This window comes from Dyadobacter sp. BHUBP1 (genome assembly GCF_050587785.1).
In the GTDB taxonomy this organism is placed as follows: domain Bacteria; phylum Bacteroidota; class Bacteroidia; order Cytophagales; family Spirosomataceae; genus Dyadobacter.
In genome coordinates this window covers 448,637-472,992 of record NZ_JBOBIH010000002.1, presented here as the reverse complement: position 1 = coordinate 472,992, position 24,356 = coordinate 448,637, and the positions used below count along the sequence as shown (strand labels likewise).

Genomic DNA, 24,356 nt, shown 5'->3' with positions numbered 1-24,356 from the left:
AATAAAAATCGACCTTTCAATGGGTCGGTCGGGCACCAAAATATGTTTGTAGAACCATCTCACAGAAGAGAATTTCAAAATCCCCGTACCGGCTGGATCGAAGTGATTTGCGGATCCATGTTTTCCGGAAAGACCGAAGAACTCATCCGCTTGCTCAACCGCGCCAAAATTGCCCGGCAAAAGATCCAGATTTTCAAACCTGCGCTTGATAAACGATACCATGAAGAGAACATTGTTTCTCACAATGACAATTCGATCCCCTCGATACCCGTACAATCGGCCCAGCAAATATCAGACCTGGCGCAAAATTGTGAGGTAGTGGGCATCGACGAGGCCCAATTCTTCGACGAAAGCATTGTGGATGTATGCGACGAGCTGGCCAATAACGGCAAGCGCGTGATCATCGCCGGCCTCGATATGGATTACAAAGGCAAGCCCTTTGGCTGCATGCCCCAGCTCATGGCCATTGCGGAATATGTTACCAAAGTTCACGCAGTATGCATGGTTTGTGGGGAAGTAGCTTCGCATTCTTACCGCCTGTCGCCCTCCAACGAGCGTGTATTGCTTGGCGAAACGGATTTGTACGAAGCCCGCTGCCGCAGATGTTTCAACCTCGGTGAAAGGGCGCACGAATTATTTTCCCGATGAAAAAACAAGGGCTGCTGATCCTGTCGCTTACGTTGAATGCGGTCCTGATCGCAACCCTTTTAATATTAGGGTATATTTATCGCGACAAGATTGCGCAGCGTTTCGTGCGAATGAAAGGTAACCCGACGATCGTCATGTACGGAAATTCCATTACCGCCCAGGGCAAGTGGGTGGAGCTGTTAGGCAGGACCGATGTCATGAACAACGGACTACCCGGGCAGGCTACTTATCATTTCCTGAAACAGATCGATTCGTACGTGATCGACCTTCATCCCAAAGTTTGCTTCATCAAAGGCGGCATCAACGACATTACCCTAGGGGTGGCACAAGAACAAATTCAGGCCCATTATAAAGCCATGCTTGAAATGCTGATGGAAAACAATATCACGCCCGTCGTGACGCTGACGGTCTTTGAGCAGAATGATCCTTACAGCAAAAGGGAGGTCGACGCGCTGAACCGCTTCCTCGCCTCCTATTGCTCCCAAAAGCACATCACATACATTGACCTGAACCAATACATTTCCGACTCGACCGGCCTCCGCGCTGAATATGCCGCGGACAAAACCCATTTGAATACCAAAGCCTATAAGATCTGGGCCAGGGAAATCAGCCGGGTTTTGAAAGAAAAGGGTATTTAAAAACACATTAACCTTTAAACAACGAAAGCCGCCCATTGCTGAGCGGCTTTCGTATTTATGATCGATCTGATCTTAGGCATTCACCTGGTTCATCACCTCGGTTTGCTTGCGGATCGACTCCATGTGAACGAGTTTGAAGAGTTCGTCCACCAGGTTGGGATACAGATTCAGGCTGCGGCCCCAACCAGCGCGGGTTTCCAGTACTTCACGGAAACGGTCTACCTGGTAAGCTGCTACGTTGTTATCGCGTTTGTATTCGGCCAGTTTCTCTACCAGGGCCATGCGGTTTGCCAGTGTTTCAAGCAATTCGCGGTCGAGGTTATCGATTTTGCCACGGATAATTTCCAGCTGTGATGCATAGTCGCTGCCGTAAGATTCCTTACGAACGTGCAGGTCGTGCAGCATTTGTCCCAATGCAGCAGGAGTTAACTGTTGTGCAGCGTCAGACCATGCTTTGTCCGGATCGCGGTGTGACTCGATGATCAGACCGTCGTAATGCAAGTCAAGCGCACGCTGAGCGATTTCGTACAGATAAGCGCGCTTTCCCGCCATGTGGCTAGGATCACCGATTACCGGTAGCTGAGGGAAAATCGTTTTCAATTCGATCGCGATGTTCCACATAGGGGAGTTGCGGTATTTGTGCTCCTGTGCGTTCGAGAAACCGCGGTGGATCGCACCGAGTTTTTTCACGCCAGCCTGGTTCAGACGTTCCAGGGCTCCTACCCACAGTTGCAGGTCGGGGTTTACCGGGTTTTTAACCAACACAGGTACATCAATTCCTTTCAGGGCATCAGCAAGTTCCTGTACGTTGAACGGGTTCACGGTTGTACGTGCACCAACCCAAAGGATGTCAACGCCGTATTTCAATGCCAGTTCGATATGCTGAGGCGTAGCCACTTCCACAGCCACAGGCAGGCCTGTTTGCTGTTTCACCGCTTGCAACCATGGCAAAGCTGCCTCTCCCATGCCTTCAAAGCTGCCTGGACGAGTTCTCGGTTTCCACACCCCTGCACGGATCACGTGCGCAAATCCTTCCTCTTTGATCTGGGTTGCGGTTTCTAACATTTGTTCCTCGGTCTCTGCGCTGCAAGGCCCGGCGATTACCAAAGGCTTTCCTTCGGTATTGATCCAACTGCTAAGCGGTAGGATATCTAAAGAAGCATTCATACTCAAAAACTTGTCCTTAATAAAAAATTGATAATTGTAATATTTTGATCCGGTATTATGCGTATTTCTTCGATTGCCCGTACATTTGACCCCATAAAAGTCAATCAACTTCTTAATGCGTATTACTTTCTTCCTGTGGTCAGATAATGAATTGTTAAACAGTTACTCAGGAAAAACGTACATCAAAAATGGCATATCCGTCACCAAACGACCAAATACCTGTATTTTTTGAAGATACTTCCGTTGCCTTTGCATCCAAATCAGACGCCAAACTCAGGAAGACATACTGGTTATTCAGCCTTATGAATCAGGCTCGAGTCGTAAATTTAGGCACTTTTTTTATAAAGCTCGCGCTAAAACTTAACTTACCTATAAAAAATCTCATTCGGGTCACGATTTTTGAACAATTCTGTGGCGGTGAGACGATTAACGACTGCGATGCTACGATCGCTTCCCTACGCAGCTCCGGCATTGGTACCATACTGGATTATTCCGTTGAAGGAGAAGATAAAGAAGCCAGTTTCGACGCTACTGCGGCAGAAATCCTCAAAACAATCGACAAAGCCACGGGCTCTGATACCATTCCTTTTTCGGTATTTAAAGTCACCGGAGTAGCCTCATCCGACCTGCTCGAAAAGGTGCAAAAGAAAGATTCACTCTTGGAAGAAGAAAAAGCGGCCTTCGAGCGGGCGCGTCAGCGGGTGCAGCGCCTGTGCGCTCATGCGTATGAGCATAATGTAAGGATATTCATTGATGCCGAAGAAAGCTGGATCCAGGGTGTAATCGACGATCTGGCTTATGAGATGATGCAGCAATTCAACCGTGAGCGGCCTATCGTGTACAATACCTACCAGCTGTATCGTCACGAAACCCTCGAAGCACTCAAAACCGCTTTCCTCGATGCACGCCAGAAAGGATATTACCTCGGTGGCAAGCTCGTGCGCGGCGCTTATATGGAAAAGGAAAGGCTGCGTGCCCGCGAGCAGGAATATTTCAACCCTATTCACACTTCGAAAGAGGCTACCGATAATGATTACAATCACGCTATCGACTTCTGCCTTGACCGTCTCGAACACATTTCGATATGCCTCGGCACGCATAACGAATACAGTTCTCAATATTGCGCCCTCAAAATGCAGAAGCTCGGTATCGAACGCAACGACGATCGTATCTGGTTCGCGCAGCTGCTCGGTATGAGCGACAATATTTCCTTCAATCTGGCCAAGGCAGGCTACAATGTAGCCAAATACGTGCCATACGGACCTATCGAGGCGGTGTTGCCTTACCTGATCCGCCGTGCCGAAGAAAACACTTCCATTGCAGGCCAGAGCAGCCGCGAGTTTTTGTTAGTTAAAAGCGAATTGAAGAGGAGAGGAATCGGTTCTTTATAAGTAAGTTATTACTTTCGCATTCCCAAATTTGTCAATTGTATTAAAAACCGAATGAACCAATCCAGAAATCCAGCCCCATACCTACTCTTCAGTGTACTCCTGATCGGGATTGATCAGGCTTCCAAATTGCTGGTTCATCAATATATGCAACCCGGCTTTTCAGGACAGATCGCGCTGATCGGGGACTGGTTGAAACTACATTATGTACTGAATCCCGGCATGGCTTTCGGCATGCAACTCGGGCATGAATATGGTAAACTGTTCCTGACGTTGTTCCGCCTCGTAGCCATGGTCGCCATAGGCGGCTATATGATCCACCTTGCGCGCATAGGCGCTTCCAAGGGCTTGCTTTGGGCGTTGGCGATGATCCTCGCCGGAGCGGTCGGTAACGTGATCGACAGTACGTTTTACGGTGTACTGCTCGGCAATGCGCCTTATGGCTCTCCTACCCCGTGGTTTCACGGACAGGTGATCGACATGATCTTCGTCGATTTCTGGGAGGGTTTTATCCCCGACTGGGTACCGGTGTGGGGCGGGCAATATTATTCAACACCGATCTTCAACATCGCCGATTCCTGCATTTTCCTGGGCGTTTGCAGCATTCTGATATTCCAGGGAAGTTTTCACTCACACGGACCGGAGAATGAGGGAGTAAAGGAAGAAAGGGAGGAAGGAGAAAAGGAGGAAGCAATCAATGGTCTGCCGGATGCTGCTTCGCCGGAAACTCCGACAGCCGAAACAGCGTTACGGGACGATATTCCGACACCTACTTCCACAGAGGAAGAGGATGAAAATAAAAAAGAGAGCATTTAGCTCTCTTTTTTTGTGGTACACTTTCGGATTAGTTCTCGTCTTTGGTGTAGGGAACAAAATCCTTGAAGGTCTTTTTGATCGCTGCATCCGTCGCCTCTTTCTTGTTCTCCCAGTTAGCGTCGAGTTCCAGTGCCACGAGACCGCTGAGGTTCATCAGCGCTTTAAATTCATCGAGCTTTCTGATAAAGTCCGGCTGGCGTCGGGCTGATTTCTGGCCCCATTCCCGTGCAAAAACGTCGCCCTTGTTCTGCAACTCGTTTTTCTTCTGCATGACATAGTTGAACCTGTCAAGCAACCCATTCACCGACTTTCCGATTACTTCCGTCGCTTCCAGTGTTCCCACTGTGGCCACCGTCGTCCCCCCGATCGTTGTAATATAGCCGCGGGTTTTCTGATTGTCCGTGGCGATCACCGGCGCGAGACCCGTCGTGGCCCCAAGAGAGGCATTCAGCAACGATCTGCTGCGTTTGCCCTTTTTAGCACGGGTATAAGCCTTTTTGAGTTCCTGCTCTTTCTCTGTCATTTGTTCGATAAGTCCCCATGCATTCACCAGCGCCCCTCTGTACAGGTTATACACGTATGTATCGCGCAGGCTTTCGTCGATCGTATTCTTGATAACAAATTTCACCGTACGCTCCTTTTTGTTCTGCGCCTTATCGAGCACATAGAATATGATGTTGAACGCCAGCGTATCGAATGGGTCCTTCACGAAGTCATAACCCGGCTCCCAGATGAACTCGTAGCTGGTTGCCGTATTCTTCACCAATGCGCTTTGCGGAACCTTCTTGTTTTCAGAAATAAAATTAAATGTAGTGATATCTTCCTCCCCATTCGGGTCTGACAGCGTGAAGCGCAGGTTAATCCGGTTGTTCTCCGCACTGCGGATAACCGACTGCTGCGGAATAATGGTAAAGTCGGGCGCCAGGTCCATTTGGGTCACATCCAGCTTCAGACGACCTTTGGTACGCGCTTTCGACGGCTGATCTTCCACCCAGAACTCCATATACCGCGGCCCCTTTTTCAAAATGCCGAATTGAACACTCGATGGCTCCCAGGTAATTTCGCCCGCGGCAGACAGCTTCATCGCTTCCGGCATTTCTTCCAGAATGGGTACGAACACGATCGGGTCGCCATCGGGGTCACGAACAGCGCCCATGTCGATCTTATAAACATTCTGCGTCTTGTACTGTACGTAGAATGGCTGCAGTTCATCGACTTGTGGTGGGCGATTTACGTGGTTTACTTTGAATACGATCTCACGCGACACACTTTCACCGGCGGAATTCTGTGCTTCGAATACGACCGGGAACGATTTGGTGGTATTGATACGGTCGGCGATATCAAACCCGGGTGTCCATACGAAATGTCCGGTAGAATCAAATTTCATATCCTTCACCAGGCCGCTGGCCACCGCATACCTCACCGAATCACTCTTCCCTCCCTTGACCTGCAAATGAAAATTAATCTCCTTCCCCTCATAAAGTACGTTCCACTCCGCTTCTGCCGGGAACACGAGCTGCAACGGGCCCGTCGAGGTATTGTTCTTCATATTATCCTGCCCCTGCGCCCTCAGTACTACAAAAACGGGTATCAGGAGGATCAGTATTTTATGAATTTTTCTTGTTAGCATGACATCAAAAATATAATTAATTCCATGGGTGAGAGAGCACTTCAATTTTAACGCAAAACTACTAAATCCTGTATAGAATGCCCTGTGATTAGTTGTAAAATTGAAACTCGCGAAAGCACAGGCCTACGCGAGAAATCTGTTTGTACTTTTCAAATACTGCCTTCTGAGGAGGATTATAATTAAAGCAAGTCCGGTACGCTCAAATACCCAAAACAAAAACCGGAGCGCAATCCTTTTTAAGACTGCGCTCCGGTTTTTAAAGTTCAATATTTACCCTATTATTTTTTCTTTGGGGTTGTTGCCGGAGTAGTAGCTGGCGTTGTTGCTGGCTTGGTTGCCGGCGTTGTTGCCGACTTGGCCGCAGGTGTTGTTGCTGCTGGTGCCGCTGCCTCTACCTTGTCAGGATCAACACCCAGTTTGCGAAGAATCAAGTTGGTCGCATTGTTTTCTTCTGATGCCGCGAACAGGATGATCGGCGTTGTTCCCGCACCTGCATCCATGTTCAGGATGTACAGGAAGCCGCTTTCTTTACCTACTTCCTGGATAGCATTATTTACTTTCGTCAGGATCGGTTCGAGCAACTGCTGCTGTTTAGTTTGCAGGGAAGTCTGCGCGTTGTTACGCATTTCCTCGATACGTGTCGAAAGGTTTTGAAGCTCTTTCTCTTTATCAGCGCGAATGACGTCAGTCATATTCGCACCATTTTTCTGATATGCTTCATATTTCTCCTGAGCCTCTTTGTAAGTCTCCCCGATAGCTTTGTCCAACTGCGCTTTGGTTACTTCCAGCTGGTTCTGCATCACTTTTGCTTCCGGCAGTTTGCTGATTATATAGTCGACATTCGTATAACCTATTTTAGTAGGCCCGCCTGCCGGGGTAGTCTGGGCTAAGAGAGGGGTGGTGATTATGGTCATCACGACCATAATAGCCATCAGTTTTTGTTTCATTGCTTTGTTACTTATTTAAGTTTACTGTTTGTACTTTTTTGTTTTGGTGAGTTCTTCGCAGGTGCGGCTGACTGCTGTTGGGACGGCTCCTCCGGTTTAGCATTTTTATCACTACTACCGGTCTTATCACTACTTCCTACTTTGTTAGCCTTCGGATCGATCCCCAATTCCTCCATTACGTAATCCGAATAATCGTGTTTCGGATTGGTGTAAAGCATGCCTATGTCGCTGGATTTATCGAACATAAAATCGAGCCTGCGCTGACTGCAAACTTTGGTCACTGCGCGCTGTACCTTTTCAAGTACTGGCTTCATCAGCTCTTTTTTCTTTTGGAACAGAAGCCCTTCCACACCGAATATCTTACTGTTATATTCACCTGCTTCCAGCTCCTTCTCCTTTATTTCACTCTGCCTCTTCCGTTTCAGTTCGTCGGTCAGCAGGATCTCTTCTGCCATGTAAGCACGCTGCATGCGATCGATCTCGGCAAATTTGTCCTGGATTTCCTTCGCCCACTTGTCAGAGAATTTCTTCATCTCTGCCTGTGCAGCCTGGTATTCGGGCATTTTACTGGTGATGAATTCCATGTCCGTATACCCGATCTTCTGAGCATATAGTGCTGAACTGCATAGAATTGACAAAACTAGTAAAATAAAGATGTTCTTCATGCCAAGCTGCTAATATAATTTGCAAACCTCTTAACGAATGCCCCTGTCTGATTATTATCTGATCTGCTGGCCGATTGTAAAGTGGAACTGCGGCCCGCTCCGGGTATTTTGGCCCTGAATCTTGTCAAACCCATAACCCCAGTCGATACCGAGCAAACCGAACGCCGGCATGAAAATTCTCGCACCAATACCCGCGGAACGTTTCAGGTCGAACGGATTGAAATCGCTGTAACTACCCCAGTTGTTACCACCTTCGGCAAAACCGAGGACGAAAATCGTGGCCTGTGGGTTAAGCGAAACCGGGTAGCGAAGTTCCATCACATATTTGTTATAAACAATACCTCCGCCTGACGCTGGATAACCATTCTGCGCCAGTGGTCCAACTTTCTGATCCTGGTAACCGCGAAGACCGATAATATCCTGATCCGCGAGCGAGAATGTACCCTGACCAGCCAGACCCGAACCACCCAGAATGAAGCGGCCGAACGGGCTGTAACCAACCTTGTTTCCATACGCGCCCAGGAAACCCATGTGTGCGCGGGTACTCATCACAAGCTTACCTACGATGGTCGCATAGTAGCTCGCATCAAACATCCATTTGTGGTATTCAACCCACCGGTAAGTATCCGTTTTATCGGAAAATGCTTTCTTCCTGAATACCGAGTAAGGTGGCGTGAAAGTAGCGCTCAAAGAGATGTTACTACCACTTCTCGGGAATTGGAAGTCACTCAATGTGTTCCGCGAGATCGTGGTATTGAATGAAATGTTGTTCGAAGTACCTTTGCTGTAACCGATCCGGAAGATGTCAAGGCTATCGAGGCGGTAGCGCTGGTATGATAGCGAGTGCGTCATCACGAGGTTCCGGTCCGGCTCTTTCAAACGACGGCCGAGCGACAGGGTAATACCATTGTTATAGTAACCTCCGCGGTAGCTTACTCTTCCGCCTCCTCCGCTTGTGTTGTAGCCATAGTAGGAGCTCAGATCGGTCATACGATAAACCGTACGCTGGAATGAAACACCGAAGTTGATTGGTTTTTTACCACCTAACCATGGCTCGCTGAACGAGAGCGAGTAGGTTTGATATTGCTTACCATTGGCCTGGAAGCGCAATGATAGTTTTTGTCCGTCACCGGAAGGCAATGGGCGCCATGTCTCGCGATTCGGGATATTCTTAATGGAGAAGTTATTGAAAACCAAACCAAGCGTTCCCACAAAACCAATGTAACCACCCCAACCACCGGAAAGCTCGATCTGGTCAGATGGCTTCTCCTCCACGGTGTATTCGATATCCACAGTACCGTCTGCCTGGTTAGGGATCGGGTTAATCTGGATTTTCTCAGGATCGAAATAACCCATTTGCGACAGCTGGCGCTGGGTATTGATAATCTCCGTCTTGCTGAATTTCTGACCTGGCAGCGTAAATAGCTCGCGCAACACGACGCGGTCGCTGGTTTTGGTGTTACCGTTCAGGAGAATGCGATTGATGGTCGCCTGTTTACCTTCGAACATGCGGAGCTCTACGTCGATCGAGTCGCCCTCAACGGCCCTTTCGGTAGGTTCGATGTGGAAATAGAGGTAACCGTCGTCCATGTAAATCGAGCTGACGTCGGAGCCTGGAATACCGTTGATTTTCTTATCCAGCTCCTCCGGATTGTACACATCGCCTTTCTTCACCCCCAGGCGTTCACTCAGGTACGATGAGGGGTACAGATAGTTCCCCGACCAGGTGATGTTACGGTAATAGTATTTCTGACCTTCATCGATCTTCATGTCGATGCTGATCGTCTCGTCTCCGTTTTTAATAGTATCGAACTCGATCACCGCGTCACGGTAACCGTTTTTGCGGTAGTAAGCGATGAGCTTTTCCTTATCCTCATCGTATTTTTTAGGAATGTATTTGGATGGGTTGAAAAGACGACCAATACGGCGCTGCTTGGTGCCTTTCATTTTGCGCTTCAGCGTTTTGTCGCTGATCGCCGTGTTGCCTTCGATGTTGATTTTCTGAATCTTAACCTTTTTGCCTTTGGTAATGGCGAAGTTCAAAGTAGCCTGCCCACGCGTCGAATCAGGGATTTGGAGGACTTTTACTTTGGTGTTATAAAAACCTTTGTCCTGATAATATTTCTTGATAACCAGCTGCGTATTCTTGATAATTGTCGGCGTGATCACGCGGCCTTTGATCAGCTTCACTTTGTCGTTCAACGTTTCACGCTCGCCTTTACGGACACCTGAGAAGGATACTTTGTAAAGCCTCGGACGTTCTTTAATGTGAATATTCAACCAAACCTTCTCGCCTTCAATCTTCGTTGCCATGATTTCGACGTCATCCAGCGTACCGAAATCCATCATCTTCTTGATAGATGAAGTTACAGCCGGTCCTGGAATGCGGATTTTGTCACCTGGCTTCAAACCAGAAATGGAGATCATCGAATTCGGATCGAGGAACTGGGTACCCGAAACAGTCACTTCTGCAATCGTGTACTCTTTGGGATTAGCAGGATCGATACCCAGATTGGTCGGAGCGGCAGCAGGTTTTGCACCTCCGATGCCTACACGCTGCGCCTGTACCGAAACACAGCAGCACAGCAGGATTATTGCAGAAAGGCCTTTGAGATGTGCTAATGATTTATTCAAATTTTTCACTGGGTTCATATAATTCTACTTAGCACCATTCGCTTTAATTTGTTCACCCGTTTTGCCGAAGCGTCTTTCGCGGTTCTGATACGAAAGTATCGCCTCGTACAAATGCTCCCGGCGGAAATCGGGCCAGAAAAGATCCTCATAAAAATACAGTTCAGAATATGCCAGCTGCCAAAGCAGGAAGTTGCTGATCCTGTGGTCACCGCCTGTCCGGAGCATCAGGTCCACCTCGGGGCGGTTGCCCGTCGATAAATTCCCTGCTACTACTTCTTCATTGATTTCTTCGGAGAGCAAAACGCCGTTACGAACATCTTCGGCGATTTTGCGTGCTGCCTGGGTAATGTCCCATTTGCCACTGTAACCCAATGCCAAGATGAGATTCAGACCGGTATTGTTGCGTGTTTCCCAAATAGCTTTTTCAAGTTGGTTCTGGCAGCTCTTCGGCAGGCTCGCCGTATCTCCGATCGTATCGAGCTTCACGTTGTTTTTCATCATCGTAGGCAGCTCGTTACCGATCGATTGCACGAGCAGCTCCATCAGCGCCCTTACTTCAAACTCCGGGCGTGCCCAGTTTTCGGTGGAAAAAGCATACAACGTCAGACAAGAAACCCCGAGCTCCGCACATCCTTCCGTCACTTCCCTCACCGCCTTGATCGCATTGCGATGACCAAACACACGCGCTGCTCCCTGGTTTTGGGCCCATCTTCCGTTACCGTCCATGATAACGGCTATGTGTTTTGGCAGATTGCCCGTATCAATGAGCTCCTTCATTACTCCTGACTCCTTTTAACCTTTTTTAACAAAACAAAAACAACATTTTCGAAGGGCCTGCCATCGGGAATGATTTTCAGCCGCTCCGGGTTATTTCAGGAATCGCTTTGCCAGTAAACAAATACGCAGCAACCTGTCAATGTGTGCCGAAAATCTGCACATTTCATTCCTGCTCCCGTCACTAGCCTACCAGAAAGTCCTGATGGACAACGCATTAACCTCCAAAATAACAATGGAAATTTAAACGAGGGCGCAATTTAGGAATAAGAATCAGGTCTACAAAATGAATATTCCGGTACAATCAGGGTGTAATTCGATTAATTATCAAGAAGATGGCGGATCGCGTCGCCATAGGTACTTCCGCTGGTAACTTGCGAACCCTTGCGGTCGCGCATCACGATCACGTACTTGCCGTTGAAGTGTTTCTGGATTTCCTTGATATGGTGAGAGTTGACGATACCGGCCCGGCTCACGCGCAGGTAATGCTTGGGAAGCTTCTCTTCGAGCGAAGTAAGCGTGTAGTTGAGCAGGTACTTCTGCCCGTCGAGGGTATTCAGGAAAACGTATTTTTCCTCCGCTTCAAAATGCGTGATTTCCGTCATGGGAATTAGCAGAATGCGGTCGCCGGATTTCACCGACAATGAAAATATCTCCTTTTTCGGCTTCATTTCTTCCAGAAGCCTCAACAGGTTTTCGGAATAGGGATTGAAACTGCCTGAATGGCCGTTTGCGGCCTGAGTAATGTTCTTAATCTTATCGATCGTCTTCAGGAGCCGGTCGTTTTCCACCGGTTTGAGCAGGTAATCCACCGAGTTCTCTTCAAATGCACGGATCGCGTACTGGTCGTAAGCGGTTGAAAATACTACCAAAGGCATTTTGGTCAGTTTGGAAAGCATTTCGAAGCCGTTCAGCAGCGGCATTTCAATGTCGAGGAAAATAACATCGGGTTGATGTTTGTCGATTTCGACCAGTCCCTCCGCGCCATTCCTGGCTTCCGAAACAATATCGAAAGTGTCGGGATGCTTTTCGAGGAGCCTTCTGAGGCGGCTCAATGCAAGCTGTTCATCGTCGATCAGGATCGTTTTAAGCGGAAAAAGCATGATTGGATTGTTGATGTTGTTCAATAGCGGATTTCTGAATGGCAATATTAACCGATTTGTGCGGTTGATTGTGCAGTTCCAAACGCGCATTCTCACCGTAAAGCAGTTTCAGTTTATCTTGAATACTACGCATACCATAGCCTGCACCGAGAGTGTCCGAAAATGCCGGACCGCTGTCATGCACGCACAAATGCAGCCATTGGTCTTTTTCATAGATCTTCACCACAATGTTCCCCTGATCGGCCATGCGTGAAATGCCGTGTTTGATCGCATTCTCTACGATCGGCTGCAAAATGAATTTCGGCACTTGCAGGCTTTTCAAAGAGTCTTCCTCCACTTCCACTGTAAACCGTAGCCGGTCTCCAAACCGCACCTTCTCGACCTGCAGATAGGTTTCCACCATTTCCAACTCGTTTTCGATGGTGTCAAAATAATCGCTCGTCTTACGGCCGGTGGTGTAGCGGAACAGTTTGGAGAGCAGCAGCGTCATTTCCTCCGCTTTATCGGGATTCTCATGCACGAGGCTGGCAATGCTGTTTAATGAATTATATAAAAAATGCGGGTTAATGCGGGCCTGCAATGCGTCCAGCTCGGCGCGGGTTTTCAGTTTTTCAAGATTTAGTAACTGATACTCCTGATCGGAAATCTTGCGGGAAATCTGCCGGCCTTCGCGGCTCAGGAAGTAAAACACGTTGGCGATCGCCACAGGCGCCCATGCATACCAGTACCAGGGTGCATTCTGCGAGGGCTCGGACGGGTAGTGCGCGACGTATTCGTTCACGAGATCGGCAGCAAAGAAGTAATGTACGGATATTGCCAGCAGGCTGTCGAACAAAAAGATGATGATCGACAGGATAATATGCTTGGCGAGCAGGCTTTTGACGATCATATCCAGCCAGGTGGTAAGCCCTTGTGTCACGAGTATCGTGCATACGCCCGTAGCAATGTTGAGTATCACCAGATATTTGTAGAAAGCCAGCCGGATAGGCTCCTCGGTAAACGACAACTCGGCCGTGAAATAGGCGATCGCATTAAAACCGTACAATATCACCGCCCCGAGAATAGCGGCCACCAGTGTACCTACCCAGCCCTGGTTCTGAATAATGGCTATCAGGCTGAAATCCTGCCAGTTGAATGATCTTTCCTGTGAAGTAAAACTGAAATTAGCCCCCTCTACCTTTGCCCCGCTCAAATCCACATCGGACAGGCTACTGAAACTCAGATCCGCATTGCGCAGATCGGCATTCCGGAAAGTCGTCCGGTCGAGGGCTGAGAAACGAAGTTTTGCATTGCGCAGATTAGCCCCGTCGAAGTTAATATCCTTCAAACTCGAAAAGCTGAAATCTGCATTTTCCAGATCCATGTTACTGAAATCCCTTCCGTCCAGCGATGAGGCTGTCATGCGCAACGGCTTCGTCTTGTTGTCGTCCATGCTACTTAAACCCTAAACGTTAATATCAGTTTGTCTGAGAAAGCATCCATTCGGTTTCCATTTTGCCCCAATCCGGGTGAATCGTCGTTTCCGGTTTAAAAGCACTGAATTTCTGTTGGGCTTTTTCGAGCATCGGCTTGGCCACCTTTTTCCCGCCGCCATATTCTTCGGGCGTGAAGAAGAGGCTCGAACCTTCCAGGTAATAAATCCGCGGGTTCTCGGCATTGATCGACTTCGCCGATTGCAGGAATCCCTGGAACTTCTCTCCATCCTCCTGCCAGCGGTTCATCGGGTCAGCAGCGAGGTGGATTTGGGATTGATATGCTTTCAAAACCTCGATTTCGTCGTTCGGCTTGCCGGCAATGCCCTCTGCGTCTTTCAATAAGGCGTTTGCTTTATCGAGATACTGATCTTTTTCTGTCAGGGTTGGTGCTACAAAGCCCAGCAGTACATTGGAATAGGCCGCATAATACTTCGGCAGCCATTCTTTCGGCTCCGCGGCGGCAATGCGTTCGAAGCGGTTGGCAATGTCCACCAGGCTTTTGGGGTCAGGCTTGGAGCGGTCGATGCCGTTCAATGCTTTGATACCGTCGCCCATGGCCTGGGTATATTTCTCGTTCTGCGCCTGGCTGATGCGGGTGACAAACACAAATAGCAATACGAATGCAAATAGCTTTTTCATTTTTTCTTTATTTAAAATATTGATTATGAATGTTTAAAAATCGTCTTTCTCCACTTTCGCTTTCTTCGAGAGCATGATCTGCATGCCTACAAAAAAGCTGCGGTAGCTCTGCGGGCCCACTGCGTAGCGCGTTTTGCCGTCGGGCGTGTAGCGGTAGGTGAACACATTACGGGTATTGAGGATATTATCGACTGTGGCATAGAAAATCACCAGGTTGCCTTTAATGCTCTGCAACTTGCTGGCCTGAATGCTCACATTGTGCACGGCAGGCGTACGGTCTTTCAGGAATTCGTCATTGTTGGGATTGTAGTAAGGCCGGCCGCTGGTGAATGCGTAAGTGGCGCTAAGGTTGGTTTTGGCTTTTTCAAACCACTTTTTGATAATGAGGCTGATATTATGGTTTGAGATGAATGTCGGAGTAGCCGACTGTTTATACTGCTGGAAAAGCCTTTTCGAATCTACAAAACTGTAAGTAACCCAGTAATCGAGGTTTTTGATCGATTTCTGATCGCGCCAGAAGAAGTCGAAACCGCGGGCATAACCGTCGCCGCCATTGTTGGTCGTGCCCCACGGGAAACGGTAGGGATCGGCATCGTACTTTTCCCCGGTGAATTCGCGGACGAGCTGCGCGTAGTTTTTGTAGAATGTCTCGACGCGGAATGTGCGCTGGTTTTTGATGATCTGGTAATTGAGGATCAAATGGTCGGCGCGCTCATACTTCAGGGATTTATTTAAATACAAATACCGGTAATCAGGGTTTTGGTAAAACTGCCCCGCGGCCAGGGAAATCTGACTATAACGACCGGTTTTTAATGCAAATGACAGTCTCGGAGCTACATTAGCGCGACTAATCACCGACGAATACTCGCTACGAACCCCAATGCGCCCCGCCAATGCACGGGTAATGTAAATCTCCGACTCCACGAATGCGGCTGCGTAACGATCTTTCAGCTTATATAATGTACCGTCCACGCCATTCCCGATATTGATCGCATGGGCCTCGGCGCCGAACAGAATGGTGTTGTTCCCCGTGAGCAGGCGCGTGAGCACAATGCGTGCTTGCGTGCGCTCGTCGAACCGGTCGAAGTTGGCGCCGTCCCAGGTCATATTATCCTTGTTACGGCTGTACGAAAGGCCCGAGTTCAAAGTCCAGCGGCCGTCGGCCCAGGAATCGGTGTAGGTGCTGGTGGTGAATGCATTGTTGTTTTTCAAAACCAGCCGCATTTTGCCGGTATCCGACGACGGGTCTTTGCTATTCATGCTCAAATGGCTGTCCGAGTACATGCCGTACACTTTCAGGACGCCGTTTTTGGTCGGCTTCCAGCGGTAGGTCAGTGAAGAACCTTTGAATTCCGGTGCATGGATCCACTCCACATTCTGCTTCACCAGCTTGAATAGCGGCCGCAAATTGCCATAATACACCACCGCCGACACTGATTGCTTTTTGTTGGCATAATCATAATTCAAACCCGCATTGGCGAGGTTCAAACTAATGCCCAATCCATTATTATTGATCTTATCGGTCGTATTCAGCAGCAGTACCGACGATAATGCCTGCCCGTACTGCGCCGAATAACCGCCGGTGCTGAATGAAGTGCCTTTAAACATAAATGGATTGAACCGTCCCCGCGACTGCACGTCGGGCAGCGAGCTGAAAAACGGGTTCTGAACGATCATCCCGTCGATGACGATCTTCGTTTCCTGGCTGGAGCCGCCTCTTACAAATAGCCCCTCCTGCTCCCCTACCCGCTGTGCGCCCGGGAGGAACTGCATTGCCCCGGTAATATCCGCCGCCGCGCCTGCCGTAGTGACAATATCCAGCGGTTTCAGCATCGCCATCCGCTTTTCGTCCGACGCCTCGAACGCTCCCGCGGTAATGACAACGGTGTTCAGTTCGTTAGCGAGTTCTTCAAGCTTGATGGTCATTGCCGGAGTGCCTTCTTTCAGATTAATCTTCTTTTCAAAAACCTCATATCCTACATAGCTCGCCGCCAGCGTAGCCGTATCGGACTCCGACGTCTGGAATGCGAAAACGCCGTTGGCATCAGTGGTACCGCCGTCGTAGGTACCTTTCAGGAATACATTAGCGCCTGGTAAAGCATTTCCTTTGTGGTCGGTCACCTTGCCCTGAATGCTCTTTTGAGCAAAAACGGCCGGCGTAGCGAATAGCAACAGACAATAAAAAAGCTTCATGGCTAATAGATGATGTGTAACTGCTGACACAAATCTATTGGCCATGAAGCCGTTTGGTAAGTGATTTCCGACGAAGTGCCGGTTTCAGACGGATGAATTTGCCCGGTGACGGAATGAAAAACCGCTGCTTTTAGAGCTCTTCGAGCAGGATGTCTTTCCAGCGCACCTTGATACCGCCGCCGTCGTGGATCTGCAATGCGATCGAACCTTCGCCCGCACCGATTTTAGCATCGGTAAGGTCTACCATTTCGTGGCCGTTGAGCCAGGTTTGCGTGCGATCGCCTTCCGCGCGGATGCGCAGCGTGTTCCATTCGCCCATTTTCAGGAAGCCTTCTTTCTCCTCGGGAATTTGCACGAGCCAATTCCGTCCGTACGACTCATAAATACCCCCGGTATCGTGGTTTGGCGGTGCTACTTCTACCTGCCAGCCCGAAACCTTGGTACCGGTTACTGTCGAACGGAAGAATACCCCGCTGTTGCCATTCGCCTCCTGTTTGAATTTCAGGGACAAATCGAAATTTTTGTAAAACTTGTCGGTGGTAAGGTAGCCGTACTTCTTGTCGGGGCCGCTCTCGCAGATAAGCTCACCGCCTTCAACGTACCATTTTTCGGTACCATGGACAGTCCAGCCTTTTAGGTCTTTTCCGTTGAATAATTTAACGGGCTTTTTCAATGGATCGGCGGAGGGGCCTTTCAGCGCAAAAAACGCCGAGTTAAGCATCAATACAGCTGCTCCGGCGACGATCAATCGTCTCAATTTTAACATGGTGGTTATAGGATTAGGATTAAAAATTTATGGTTACAAATTCTATCAAACTACATTTTGCATTAGTTTTACGAAAATTAACCACTTGGAAAGCTATGAAAAAAAACCGTTTTGGGGGGCGTTGGGCTACATTTTTTTTGGCGGCAGGGCTATTTTCAACGATTTTGATTTCTTGTAAGGAGAACAGTGACGACATGGTCGGTCAGAAAACTGTCTCCGATGTTATTCGCGAAAATCCTGAGTTCAGCATTCTGAAAGAGCTCGTCATTTATACAGAAGGGACTGATGCTTTGAAAGCGCAGAATGCGACTTTTTTTCTCCCATCGGACGCGGCTTTCAACAAAGCTAAAATTACCAGTGCGTCGCAAATCACATACATGCCGAAGGATTCAGTAAGAAATTTCCTCAACAGCCACGTTTTGAAAGGACTGGTTTCGTATGCCGAACTCAAACCAGGGAAATACGACGCTGTATACAAAAAGTTCAAACTTGAAGTTGCAAAAAAAGATACTTCATTTACCATCAACGGATCTGAAATCGCGAGAAGGAATGTAAATGCGTCAAACGCGATGATTCAGGTAGTAGACAGTCTGTTCGTAAAGGTTAAATAGTCATACGAAGCATAAAAAGGAAAACCCCGAAGCATCACGCCTCGGGGTTTTCCTTTTTAATATACGAACCTTCTCAAAACTGCTCTACATGCGAGAAGAAGAAATTCCCCTCGATTTCCGCGTTTTCGTCTGAATCCGAACCGTGGATCGCATTCTTTTCGATCGATATCGCGAACAATTTGCGGATGGTGCCTTCCTCGGCATTCGCCGGGTTGGTAGCACCAATGAGCGTACGGAAATCCGCCACCGCATTCTCCTTTTCAAGGATCATCGGGATGATCGCTCCGGACGACATATACTGGCAAAGATCATTGTAGAAAGGACGCTCCTTGTGCACGGCGTAAAATTCCCCGGCACGCTCGGAGGTAAGCTGCGTTTTTTTCAGGGCCACAATCCGGAATCCTGCTGCTTCGATCATCTTGATGATTGAACCCGAATGACCATCCTTCACAGCGTCAGGCTTGATCATGGTAAATGTCTTATTCGTTGGCATACGTACTTGGCTATTAATGATACTGCCTGCAAGCTACTATATTTCAATCTAAATCCCCGAACCTTTCACTCGTAAACGGCAGCCTTATATTAAATCACCGCCTGATTGCCAGCCTTTACCGCGTATCATGAAGCAAATCCCAACAGTTTTGTTAATTTTGTGGGCTCTAAGCAAACAGGAAATACCTCTTTTGAACTAAGTCACTGTGAATCAAATCATTGAAGAGCTTCGCTCTTTTTTATCCCAACCCCAAAAAATTGTTATCACAACGCACCGCGATCCGGATGCGGATGCATTGGGTTCATCCCTGGGCTGGGCCAGTTATTTGCTCAAAAAAGGACATGAAGTGACGGTTATCAGCCCAACCGACTATGCTGCGAACCTTCGCTGGCTTTCGGGCATGGAGCATGTGCTCGTGTATGAGAAAGCTTCGGAGCAAGGTAAATGCAAGAAGAAAATCGAGCAGGCGACGCTGATTTGCTGTCTCGACTTTTCGGCATTGTCGCGGTTGAAGGACCTGGGCAAGGTAGTACAGGATGCTGCGGCGCCAAAAATGATGATCGACCACCACCTCGAACCGGAGCATTTCGCGAGATGGATGGTTTGGGATACCACGGCGGCGGCTACCGCACAGCTGGTTTATGAGTTGGTTAAAGAAATGGAAGGCGGCCTCCCTGCCGAACAAATTTTTGACGTTCCCATGGCCGAATGCCTTTATGCCGGCATTATGACCGACACCGGCTCGTTCCGGCATGGTAATGTGACGCCCGCCGTGCATCTGGCAGTAGCCGATCTGATGCGTACCGGTTTCGATTCGAGCCGTGTACACAGGCTGATCTACGATAATGCGCCGCTTTCGCGCCTGCAATTCCTGGGTTATGTGCTTTGCAACAAACTCACAGTGCTTCCGGAGTACCGCACGGCTTATATGGTCCTGACCGAAGCGGAATTGCAAAAATTCAACTCGGCATCGGGCGAAACGGAGGGGATCGTGAACTACGGCTTGCAGGTCGAAAATGTCGTGATGTCGGCTATGTTCATCGAACGTAAAGGCGAGGTGAAGATCTCGTTCCGCTCGGTAGGCTCGTTCTCGGTACGCGACCTTGCCAGCACGCATTTCAGCGGCGGCGGGCATAAGAATGCTTCGGGAGGTCGATCCGAACAATCAGTAAATGAAACAGTTGCAAGATTTTTAAGCATACTTCCTTCATACCAGGAAGAACTTTTAAGCGTTGACTAAACTTAAATTCCACATTCACCAAAATATCTTCTAATTAACACGTCCCAATGAATTTAAAAACAATCGGTTATGCGATGGGCATAACTATTCTCGCAGCCGCTTGCAATCAACATCGTCAGCAGGTTACCGAAAGCGGCCTCAAATACACACTTTTCGATCACGAAGACGATGCAAGAAAGGCTAAACTGGGGGATATCATGACATTCCACCTGGTGTTGAAGAATGGTACCGACTCCACGCTCCGCGATACATATAAAGAGAAAAATCCGGTGAAAATGGTATTGCAGGCACCTCCTTACAAAGGCAGCTTTGAGGAAGGCCTTACCATGCTTGCTACGGGCGATAGCGCGAAGTTTCTGGTTAATGCGGATACCTTGTTCGCGAAAATTGGTCAGCCAATGCCTCCGATGATTAAAAAAGGTTCGGAACTGAGCTTTACCGTGAAAGTAGTAAGCGTTCTCACTTCGGAAGAATTCCAGAAGCAACAAGCTGAGGCAGGTAAAAAACAAAAGGATATCGACGCGAAAATCATCGACGAATACCTGGTTAAAAACAACCTGAAAGCAAAAGCAAGAAAAACGGCTTCGGGCCTTGTTTACGTGGTACAAACGGAAGGAACAGGCGCAAGCCCTGCTGCCGGCGACAATGTGAAAGTACATTACACGGGCAAATTCCTGGACGGCAAGGAGTTCGACAGCTCTAAAAACCAGGGTAAACCACTCGACCTGCAAGTAGGCGCGGGAATGGTGATCCAGGGCTGGGACGAAGGCCTTACGCTGATGAAAAAAGGGGAAAAAGGCTTATTGCTGATCCCTTCGGGCCTTGCTTACGGACCTGAAACTTACGGACCCATCCCTGGTAACTCGGTATTGCAGTTCGAAATGGAACTGATCGACTTTACAAAAGGCGCTAAACCAGCTGCCGGTCCTGCATTACCTACACCTGCTCCGGCTAAGTAAAGCTTCGACTTTTTATAAATGCCACGAAGGCACGAATTGACACGAATGGTTTCGTGAATATTCGTGCCTTCGTGGCATACAACCCTTCCCATTTTTTGCGTAAAATGCACCTCCTTTCACCATCATTTTACGCATGAAACTTTGCTTTGCCACCAACAACCGGCATAAACTCGAAGAAATACAGGCATTGCTCGGCGACCAGTTCGAGCTGGTCACATTAAGCGACATCGGCTGCGAAACCGATATCCCAGAGCCGTTCGACACCATCGCCGAAAATTCCCATGAAAAAGCCCGGTTCGTCCGGGATAATTTCAGCATCGATTGCTTCGCCGACGACACCGGCCTCATTGTCGACGCATTGAATGGCGAGCCAGGTGTCAAATCCGCGCGCTATGCTGGCGAACAGCGCGATTCTAACGACAATATCGACCTGCTTCTCAAAAACCTCGTAAACAAGCCAAACAAGGCGGCGCGCTTTCTAACTGTCATCACCTTATCGTGGCAAGGCCAGTATTACCAATTTGAAGGAACTGTGGAAGGCACCATCATCGATGAGAAACGCGGCATCAACGGCTTTGGATATGATCCGGTATTTGTTCCGGAGGGACACTCGCGCACATTCGCTGAAATGGCCATGCAGGAAAAATCAGAACTGAGCCACCGCGCGCGCGCATTCGCGAAGCTGGTCGCTTTCCTGAAAGGCCAATGATATTTTATCCATCATTTAAATCGTACGGACATGTCGGACTTCAATTCGGATGATTATCGCTACGACGGTAGCAAAAAATTTGATATCAGTAAGGCTAAAACACGTTTTAAGGATATCTACGCCGATAAGGCGGAGTATGAAGCGATGCAGGAAGAATCGGCGAAGGAGCTCGATGAACTGCAAAGTATGATGTATGCACACAACCGCTACGGCCTCCTGGTGATCTTTCAGGCCATGGATGCAGCCGGGAAAGACGGAACCATCAAGCACGTCCTTTCGGGCGTGAACCCGATCGGTGTCAAAATCCACTCTTTCAAACGGCCTACCGAGACCGAACTGGGCCACGATTTTCTCTGGCGGACCAACCTCGTACTGCCTCAACGCGGCACGATCACGATCTTCAACCGCAGTTACTATGAAGAAGTGCTGGTCGTGAAAGTACAGCCCGAAATCCTGACGCAATCGCAACGCCTGCCTGTGGAGCTGACCGAGGATATGGATAAGCTTTGGAAACACCGCTATTCCGATATCCGCAACCTGGAAAAATACCTTTACCGCAACGGTATCCGGGTGATCAAGTTCTTTCTGAATGTCTCGAAAGAAGAACAGGCCGAAAGGCTGATCGAGCGCATTGAAGACCCTTCTAAAAACTGGAAGTTCGAAGAGCAAGATGTGAAAGTGCGCGACAAATGGGCCGAATACATGCAGGCCTATGAGGATTGTATCAACGAAACCGCCTCCAAAAAGGCTCCCTGGTACGTAATACCGGCTGATGATAAAAAAAATCTGCGTCTTACTGTCGCCAAAATTGTTGCCGAGGAATTGAAGAAGATGAAAATGTCCTATCCCGATTCCGGGCCGGCGCGCACCGAAGAGCTGCGTCATTTCATCGACATTATCAACGCCCAAACGAAACAGCCCTAAAAAAGGAAGGCCGTTGATCGATGATCAACGGCCTTATAGCTATGCATGGTGTGAAGTTATATCTTATTTCTTGATGGTGAAATTACCTCCACCAATTTTGTATCCTTCCGCATACAGCTCCACATTATACTTTCCAGGGCGGAACTTGCTGGCGTTATCGTACAACATCTCCACTTTCTGGTTGTTGTTCTGATAAGCGATCGACTCACGGGTAGTGAATTTAGATGGCGCTCCATCGATTTCAAATTCACCTGAGCCAGTGGCATCGTCAGCTACAACCGCTCCATCAGGATCCAACACACGCACATAAATATCTTTTGGCTCCTGAGCAGTCAGCTCGTTTTCCGGAAGGTTGAAAACCAGTTTCAACTTGTCAACGCGGCTGGCTTTGTATTCGTCTTTGTCTTTGGTTTTACCGCGTGAATTCACCGCCAATACTTTGAGGTTTTGTGCTTTCAGTGCAGCGGCTTTGCTCACTTTCGCGCTCAGCTCTTTGTTTTGCGCGGTGAAAGTCACCACAGAGTCGGTCAGTTCAGCCTGGCGTTGTACCAGTCTTTCACGTTCGCTGGTGAGCGTTCCCACATGTGTGTGAAGGGAATCGTTGCTCGCTACCAGTTTCTCGTTTTCAGCTTTCAGCTGTGCGATCATCTCGTCTTTCTCAGCCAGGAATTTTTCGTATTCCTTAATTTTGCCGAGGTATTTGTTGGTTTCAACTCTTCTGCTGCGGCTGAATGCTACCTTGTCAGCTTCGAGCTTCTCCTTCATTTTGGTTAGTTCTGTAACATCACCTCCCAATTTTTCAACTTCCGCAATTTTTGCATCCAGTACGGTGGAAATAGAATCCAGTTTAGTTTTGGTTACAGCCAACTCTCTTGCCTTTTCGACTACCATTGACTCTTGCTGGGTCAACTCTTGTTTCTGAGTTGTGAACAAGTAGCCGAACATGGCTGTTGCAAGCCCAAGGACAACTACCATTGCCCAGGCGATGCTCTGCTTATTTTTCTGTTCTTGTTGCATTGATATTAAGTTTACTTGTGTGATTTAGTTTCTCATGAGACAGGTTAAAAATCAAATCCGGGTCTACATGTTGTTCTGCGTTCACATCAAACAATTCTGTGCCGCTCAATGCCGACTGCTCAAACAGGCCATATATTCAAAACCCGCAAATCCACTTGAAATGCAAAAAAGAGCCTCATTATCATGAATTTGGCTCTTTTAAAATGATATTTTTGAATTCAGAAAATTGCTACAAACCGCTGGCTATCTCAAATTTACAGTTGGAAAGTTGGGTAATGTTACCACAAAATATGGTGTAGAGATACATAGAAAATAATGCAATTACCCTGTTAAAGTCCTATTTCACCACGAATGCTGAACACCTTCTTCTCCACGAAAATGAGCTTTTGGTAGCCGGTTACATCATAAGTGTTTATTTCCAAAAGGTTATTCCGTTTTACCGCATTTAGAATTAGTTTCTTTTCGGAGTTATAGACCTTATTTGACGCGCGGATCAGAGCCTCGACACGCAATGGCTGCTTTAAAACAGAATCCGTATCAATTTTCAGATAGGCTACGGGCAGGTCGTTACCCGGCTTAATGCGGTATTCATATTGCAGTGGACCATTTTGGACCACTTCGTAACTCTGACGATAGGAAGGTTTGTTAATATCGGCTTGTACAAACAGTTCGAGCTCCTTCTTCCAATCTACTTCGTGCGTTTTCGAAACTTCGCGTTTGCTGCCCAAAATCGCCGTCTTGCTGACTTCCGGCTTCTTTTCATTCAAATATACGATCTGATTTTCGACGAAACCTTTTAAATCGTAATAGGCTTTTCGGGCCTCGTCGCGGGTTTCTTCTTGTTGACAGGAAACCAATGAAAAGAACAGAACTGCTGCAACGATGGTAAGGAAGCGGTAATGCATGGGTTGAAGATATGA

General features: G+C 48.3%; 23 protein-coding genes. 9 read left to right on the top strand and 14 right to left on the bottom strand.

The window, feature by feature from the left end:
• Positions 1–42: 42 nt before the first annotated feature.
• Both ACQ4MZ_RS08785 and ACQ4MZ_RS08780 read left to right on the top strand, forming a co-directional pair.
• The gene (locus ACQ4MZ_RS08785; RefSeq protein WP_430844352.1) at positions 43–648 is read left to right on the top strand and encodes a thymidine kinase; all 606 of its coding nucleotides are present in this window, start codon (positions 43–45) and stop codon (positions 646–648) included.
• Positions 645–1,286, top strand: coding sequence for a GDSL-type esterase/lipase family protein (locus ACQ4MZ_RS08780; RefSeq protein ID WP_430844351.1), 642 nt, complete (start codon positions 645–647; stop codon positions 1,284–1,286). Before ACQ4MZ_RS08785 ends, ACQ4MZ_RS08780 begins: the two co-directional genes overlap by 4 nt.
• A 72-nt stretch (positions 1,287–1,358) precedes the next feature.
• On the opposite strand, the gene ACQ4MZ_RS08775 is transcribed toward ACQ4MZ_RS08780, so the two are convergent.
• Positions 1,359–2,453 (bottom strand): chorismate mutase, encoded by a 1,095-nt coding sequence (locus ACQ4MZ_RS08775; RefSeq protein WP_291203573.1) that lies wholly within the window; start codon positions 2,451–2,453, stop codon positions 1,359–1,361.
• A gap of 188 nt (positions 2,454–2,641) precedes the next feature.
• Between ACQ4MZ_RS08775 and ACQ4MZ_RS08770 the strand changes: the two genes are divergently transcribed.
• Both ACQ4MZ_RS08770 and ACQ4MZ_RS08765 read left to right on the top strand, forming a co-directional pair.
• Positions 2,642–3,844 (top strand): proline dehydrogenase family protein, encoded by a 1,203-nt coding sequence (locus tag ACQ4MZ_RS08770; protein WP_430844350.1) that lies wholly within the window; start codon positions 2,642–2,644, stop codon positions 3,842–3,844.
• A gap of 51 nt (positions 3,845–3,895) precedes the next feature.
• On the top strand, positions 3,896–4,657 hold the full coding sequence (locus tag ACQ4MZ_RS08765) for a lipoprotein signal peptidase (protein WP_430844349.1): 762 nt from the start codon (positions 3,896–3,898) through the stop codon (positions 4,655–4,657).
• Positions 4,658–4,685: 28 nt separating this feature from the next.
• Here the strand turns inward: ACQ4MZ_RS08765 and ACQ4MZ_RS08760 are convergent, their stop codons facing one another.
• From ACQ4MZ_RS08760 to ACQ4MZ_RS08715, 10 genes are all read right to left on the bottom strand, one after another.
• Positions 4,686–6,287: a hypothetical protein gene (locus ACQ4MZ_RS08760; protein WP_430844348.1), complete on the bottom strand. Its 1,602-nt coding sequence runs from the start codon at positions 6,285–6,287 to the stop codon at positions 4,686–4,688.
• Positions 6,288–6,565: 278 nt separating this feature from the next.
• Positions 6,566–7,234 (bottom strand): OmpH family outer membrane protein, encoded by a 669-nt coding sequence (locus ACQ4MZ_RS08755; protein WP_430844347.1) that lies wholly within the window; start codon positions 7,232–7,234, stop codon positions 6,566–6,568.
• Between the two features lie 11 nt (positions 7,235–7,245).
• Entirely contained in the window at positions 7,246–7,899 is a 654-nt protein-coding gene (locus ACQ4MZ_RS08750) for an OmpH family outer membrane protein (RefSeq protein ID WP_430844346.1), read from the bottom strand.
• 54 nt (positions 7,900–7,953) lie between these two features.
• Positions 7,954–10,551: an outer membrane protein assembly factor BamA gene (bamA, locus tag ACQ4MZ_RS08745; RefSeq protein WP_430844345.1), complete on the bottom strand. Its 2,598-nt coding sequence runs from the start codon at positions 10,549–10,551 to the stop codon at positions 7,954–7,956.
• A gap of 6 nt (positions 10,552–10,557) precedes the next feature.
• On the bottom strand, positions 10,558–11,310 hold the full coding sequence (locus ACQ4MZ_RS08740; RefSeq protein ID WP_430844344.1) for an isoprenyl transferase: 753 nt from the start codon (positions 11,308–11,310) through the stop codon (positions 10,558–10,560).
• A 317-nt stretch (positions 11,311–11,627) separates the two neighbouring features.
• Complete coding sequence (locus ACQ4MZ_RS08735) at positions 11,628–12,410, bottom strand: LytR/AlgR family response regulator transcription factor (protein WP_430844343.1); 783 nt, start codon at positions 12,408–12,410, stop codon at positions 11,628–11,630.
• A complete protein-coding gene (locus ACQ4MZ_RS08730; RefSeq protein ID WP_430844341.1) occupies positions 12,394–13,842 on the bottom strand; it encodes a histidine kinase in 1,449 nt (482 codons plus the stop codon). Before ACQ4MZ_RS08730 ends, ACQ4MZ_RS08735 begins: the two co-directional genes overlap by 17 nt.
• 25 nt (positions 13,843–13,867) lie before the next feature.
• Positions 13,868–14,524, bottom strand: coding sequence for a hypothetical protein (locus ACQ4MZ_RS08725; protein ID WP_430844339.1), 657 nt, complete (start codon positions 14,522–14,524; stop codon positions 13,868–13,870).
• Positions 14,525–14,557: 33 nt separating this feature from the next.
• Entirely contained in the window at positions 14,558–16,717 is a 2,160-nt protein-coding gene (locus tag ACQ4MZ_RS08720) for a TonB-dependent receptor (protein WP_430844338.1), read from the bottom strand.
• Between the two features lie 130 nt (positions 16,718–16,847).
• Positions 16,848–17,483 (bottom strand): 3-keto-disaccharide hydrolase, encoded by a 636-nt coding sequence (locus tag ACQ4MZ_RS08715; protein WP_430844336.1) that lies wholly within the window; start codon positions 17,481–17,483, stop codon positions 16,848–16,850.
• A gap of 95 nt (positions 17,484–17,578) precedes the next feature.
• Between ACQ4MZ_RS08715 and ACQ4MZ_RS08710 the strand changes: the two genes are divergently transcribed.
• Positions 17,579–18,094 carry a fasciclin domain-containing protein gene (locus tag ACQ4MZ_RS08710; protein WP_430844334.1) on the top strand — a complete coding sequence of 172 codons (516 nt, stop codon included), beginning with the start codon at positions 17,579–17,581 and terminating at the stop codon, positions 18,092–18,094.
• A gap of 73 nt (positions 18,095–18,167) precedes the next feature.
• Here ACQ4MZ_RS08710 and ACQ4MZ_RS08705 read toward each other — a convergent pair whose 3' ends face one another.
• Positions 18,168–18,587, bottom strand: a complete 420-nt coding sequence (locus ACQ4MZ_RS08705; RefSeq protein ID WP_430844333.1) for a nucleoside-diphosphate kinase — start codon at positions 18,585–18,587, stop codon at positions 18,168–18,170.
• 205 nt (positions 18,588–18,792) lie between these two features.
• Here ACQ4MZ_RS08705 and ACQ4MZ_RS08700 point away from each other — a divergent pair, with 205 nt between their 5' ends.
• The 4 genes from ACQ4MZ_RS08700 (at position 18,793) to ACQ4MZ_RS08685 (ending at position 22,419) form a co-directional block, all read left to right on the top strand.
• The gene (locus ACQ4MZ_RS08700) at positions 18,793–19,827 is read left to right on the top strand and encodes a DHH family phosphoesterase (RefSeq protein WP_430844331.1); all 1,035 of its coding nucleotides are present in this window, start codon (positions 18,793–18,795) and stop codon (positions 19,825–19,827) included.
• A gap of 47 nt (positions 19,828–19,874) precedes the next feature.
• Positions 19,875–20,786: an FKBP-type peptidyl-prolyl cis-trans isomerase gene (locus tag ACQ4MZ_RS08695; protein WP_430844330.1), complete on the top strand. Its 912-nt coding sequence runs from the start codon at positions 19,875–19,877 to the stop codon at positions 20,784–20,786.
• A gap of 133 nt (positions 20,787–20,919) precedes the next feature.
• Positions 20,920–21,495: an RdgB/HAM1 family non-canonical purine NTP pyrophosphatase gene (gene rdgB, locus ACQ4MZ_RS08690; RefSeq protein WP_430844329.1), complete on the top strand. Its 576-nt coding sequence runs from the start codon at positions 20,920–20,922 to the stop codon at positions 21,493–21,495.
• A gap of 30 nt (positions 21,496–21,525) precedes the next feature.
• Complete coding sequence (locus ACQ4MZ_RS08685; RefSeq protein WP_430844327.1) at positions 21,526–22,419, top strand: polyphosphate kinase 2 family protein; 894 nt, start codon at positions 21,526–21,528, stop codon at positions 22,417–22,419.
• Positions 22,420–22,482: 63 nt separating this feature from the next.
• On the opposite strand, the gene ACQ4MZ_RS08680 is transcribed toward ACQ4MZ_RS08685, so the two are convergent.
• A complete protein-coding gene (locus ACQ4MZ_RS08680; protein ID WP_430844326.1) occupies positions 22,483–23,436 on the bottom strand; it encodes a hypothetical protein in 954 nt (317 codons plus the stop codon).
• A 329-nt stretch (positions 23,437–23,765) separates the two neighbouring features.
• The gene (locus ACQ4MZ_RS08675) at positions 23,766–24,341 is read right to left on the bottom strand and encodes a hypothetical protein (protein WP_430844324.1); all 576 of its coding nucleotides are present in this window, start codon (positions 24,339–24,341) and stop codon (positions 23,766–23,768) included.
• Positions 24,342–24,356: the final 15 nt, after the last annotated feature.

Excerpts from the sequence above, each read along its gene's own strand:
- ACQ4MZ_RS08785 (WP_430844352.1), top strand. The coding sequence starts at position 43 with ATGTTTGTAGAACCATCTCACAGAAGAGAATTTCAAAATCCCCGTACC.
- ACQ4MZ_RS08780 (WP_430844351.1), top strand. The coding sequence starts at position 645 with ATGAAAAAACAAGGGCTGCTGATCCTGTCGCTTACGTTGAATGCGGTC.
- ACQ4MZ_RS08775 (WP_291203573.1), bottom strand. The coding sequence starts at position 2,453 with ATGAATGCTTCTTTAGATATCCTACCGCTTAGCAGTTGGATCAATACC.
- ACQ4MZ_RS08770 (WP_430844350.1), top strand. The coding sequence starts at position 2,642 with ATGGCATATCCGTCACCAAACGACCAAATACCTGTATTTTTTGAAGAT.
- ACQ4MZ_RS08765 (WP_430844349.1), top strand. The coding sequence starts at position 3,896 with ATGAACCAATCCAGAAATCCAGCCCCATACCTACTCTTCAGTGTACTC.
- ACQ4MZ_RS08760 (WP_430844348.1), bottom strand. The coding sequence starts at position 6,287 with ATGCTAACAAGAAAAATTCATAAAATACTGATCCTCCTGATACCCGTT.
- ACQ4MZ_RS08755 (WP_430844347.1), bottom strand. The coding sequence starts at position 7,234 with ATGAAACAAAAACTGATGGCTATTATGGTCGTGATGACCATAATCACC.
- ACQ4MZ_RS08750 (WP_430844346.1), bottom strand. The coding sequence starts at position 7,899 with ATGAAGAACATCTTTATTTTACTAGTTTTGTCAATTCTATGCAGTTCA.
- bamA (WP_430844345.1), bottom strand. The coding sequence starts at position 10,551 with ATGAACCCAGTGAAAAATTTGAATAAATCATTAGCACATCTCAAAGGC.
- ACQ4MZ_RS08740 (WP_430844344.1), bottom strand. The coding sequence starts at position 11,310 with ATGAAGGAGCTCATTGATACGGGCAATCTGCCAAAACACATAGCCGTT.
- ACQ4MZ_RS08735 (WP_430844343.1), bottom strand. The coding sequence starts at position 12,410 with ATGCTTTTTCCGCTTAAAACGATCCTGATCGACGATGAACAGCTTGCA.
- ACQ4MZ_RS08730 (WP_430844341.1), bottom strand. The coding sequence starts at position 13,842 with ATGGACGACAACAAGACGAAGCCGTTGCGCATGACAGCCTCATCGCTG.
- ACQ4MZ_RS08725 (WP_430844339.1), bottom strand. The coding sequence starts at position 14,524 with ATGAAAAAGCTATTTGCATTCGTATTGCTATTTGTGTTTGTCACCCGC.
- ACQ4MZ_RS08720 (WP_430844338.1), bottom strand. The coding sequence starts at position 16,717 with ATGAAGCTTTTTTATTGTCTGTTGCTATTCGCTACGCCGGCCGTTTTT.
- ACQ4MZ_RS08715 (WP_430844336.1), bottom strand. The coding sequence starts at position 17,483 with ATGTTAAAATTGAGACGATTGATCGTCGCCGGAGCAGCTGTATTGATG.
- ACQ4MZ_RS08710 (WP_430844334.1), top strand. The coding sequence starts at position 17,579 with ATGAAAAAAAACCGTTTTGGGGGGCGTTGGGCTACATTTTTTTTGGCG.
- ACQ4MZ_RS08705 (WP_430844333.1), bottom strand. The coding sequence starts at position 18,587 with ATGCCAACGAATAAGACATTTACCATGATCAAGCCTGACGCTGTGAAG.
- ACQ4MZ_RS08695 (WP_430844330.1), top strand. The coding sequence starts at position 19,875 with ATGAATTTAAAAACAATCGGTTATGCGATGGGCATAACTATTCTCGCA.
- rdgB (WP_430844329.1), top strand. The coding sequence starts at position 20,920 with ATGAAACTTTGCTTTGCCACCAACAACCGGCATAAACTCGAAGAAATA.
- ACQ4MZ_RS08685 (WP_430844327.1), top strand. The coding sequence starts at position 21,526 with ATGTCGGACTTCAATTCGGATGATTATCGCTACGACGGTAGCAAAAAA.
- ACQ4MZ_RS08680 (WP_430844326.1), bottom strand. The coding sequence starts at position 23,436 with ATGCAACAAGAACAGAAAAATAAGCAGAGCATCGCCTGGGCAATGGTA.
- ACQ4MZ_RS08675 (WP_430844324.1), bottom strand. The coding sequence starts at position 24,341 with ATGCATTACCGCTTCCTTACCATCGTTGCAGCAGTTCTGTTCTTTTCA.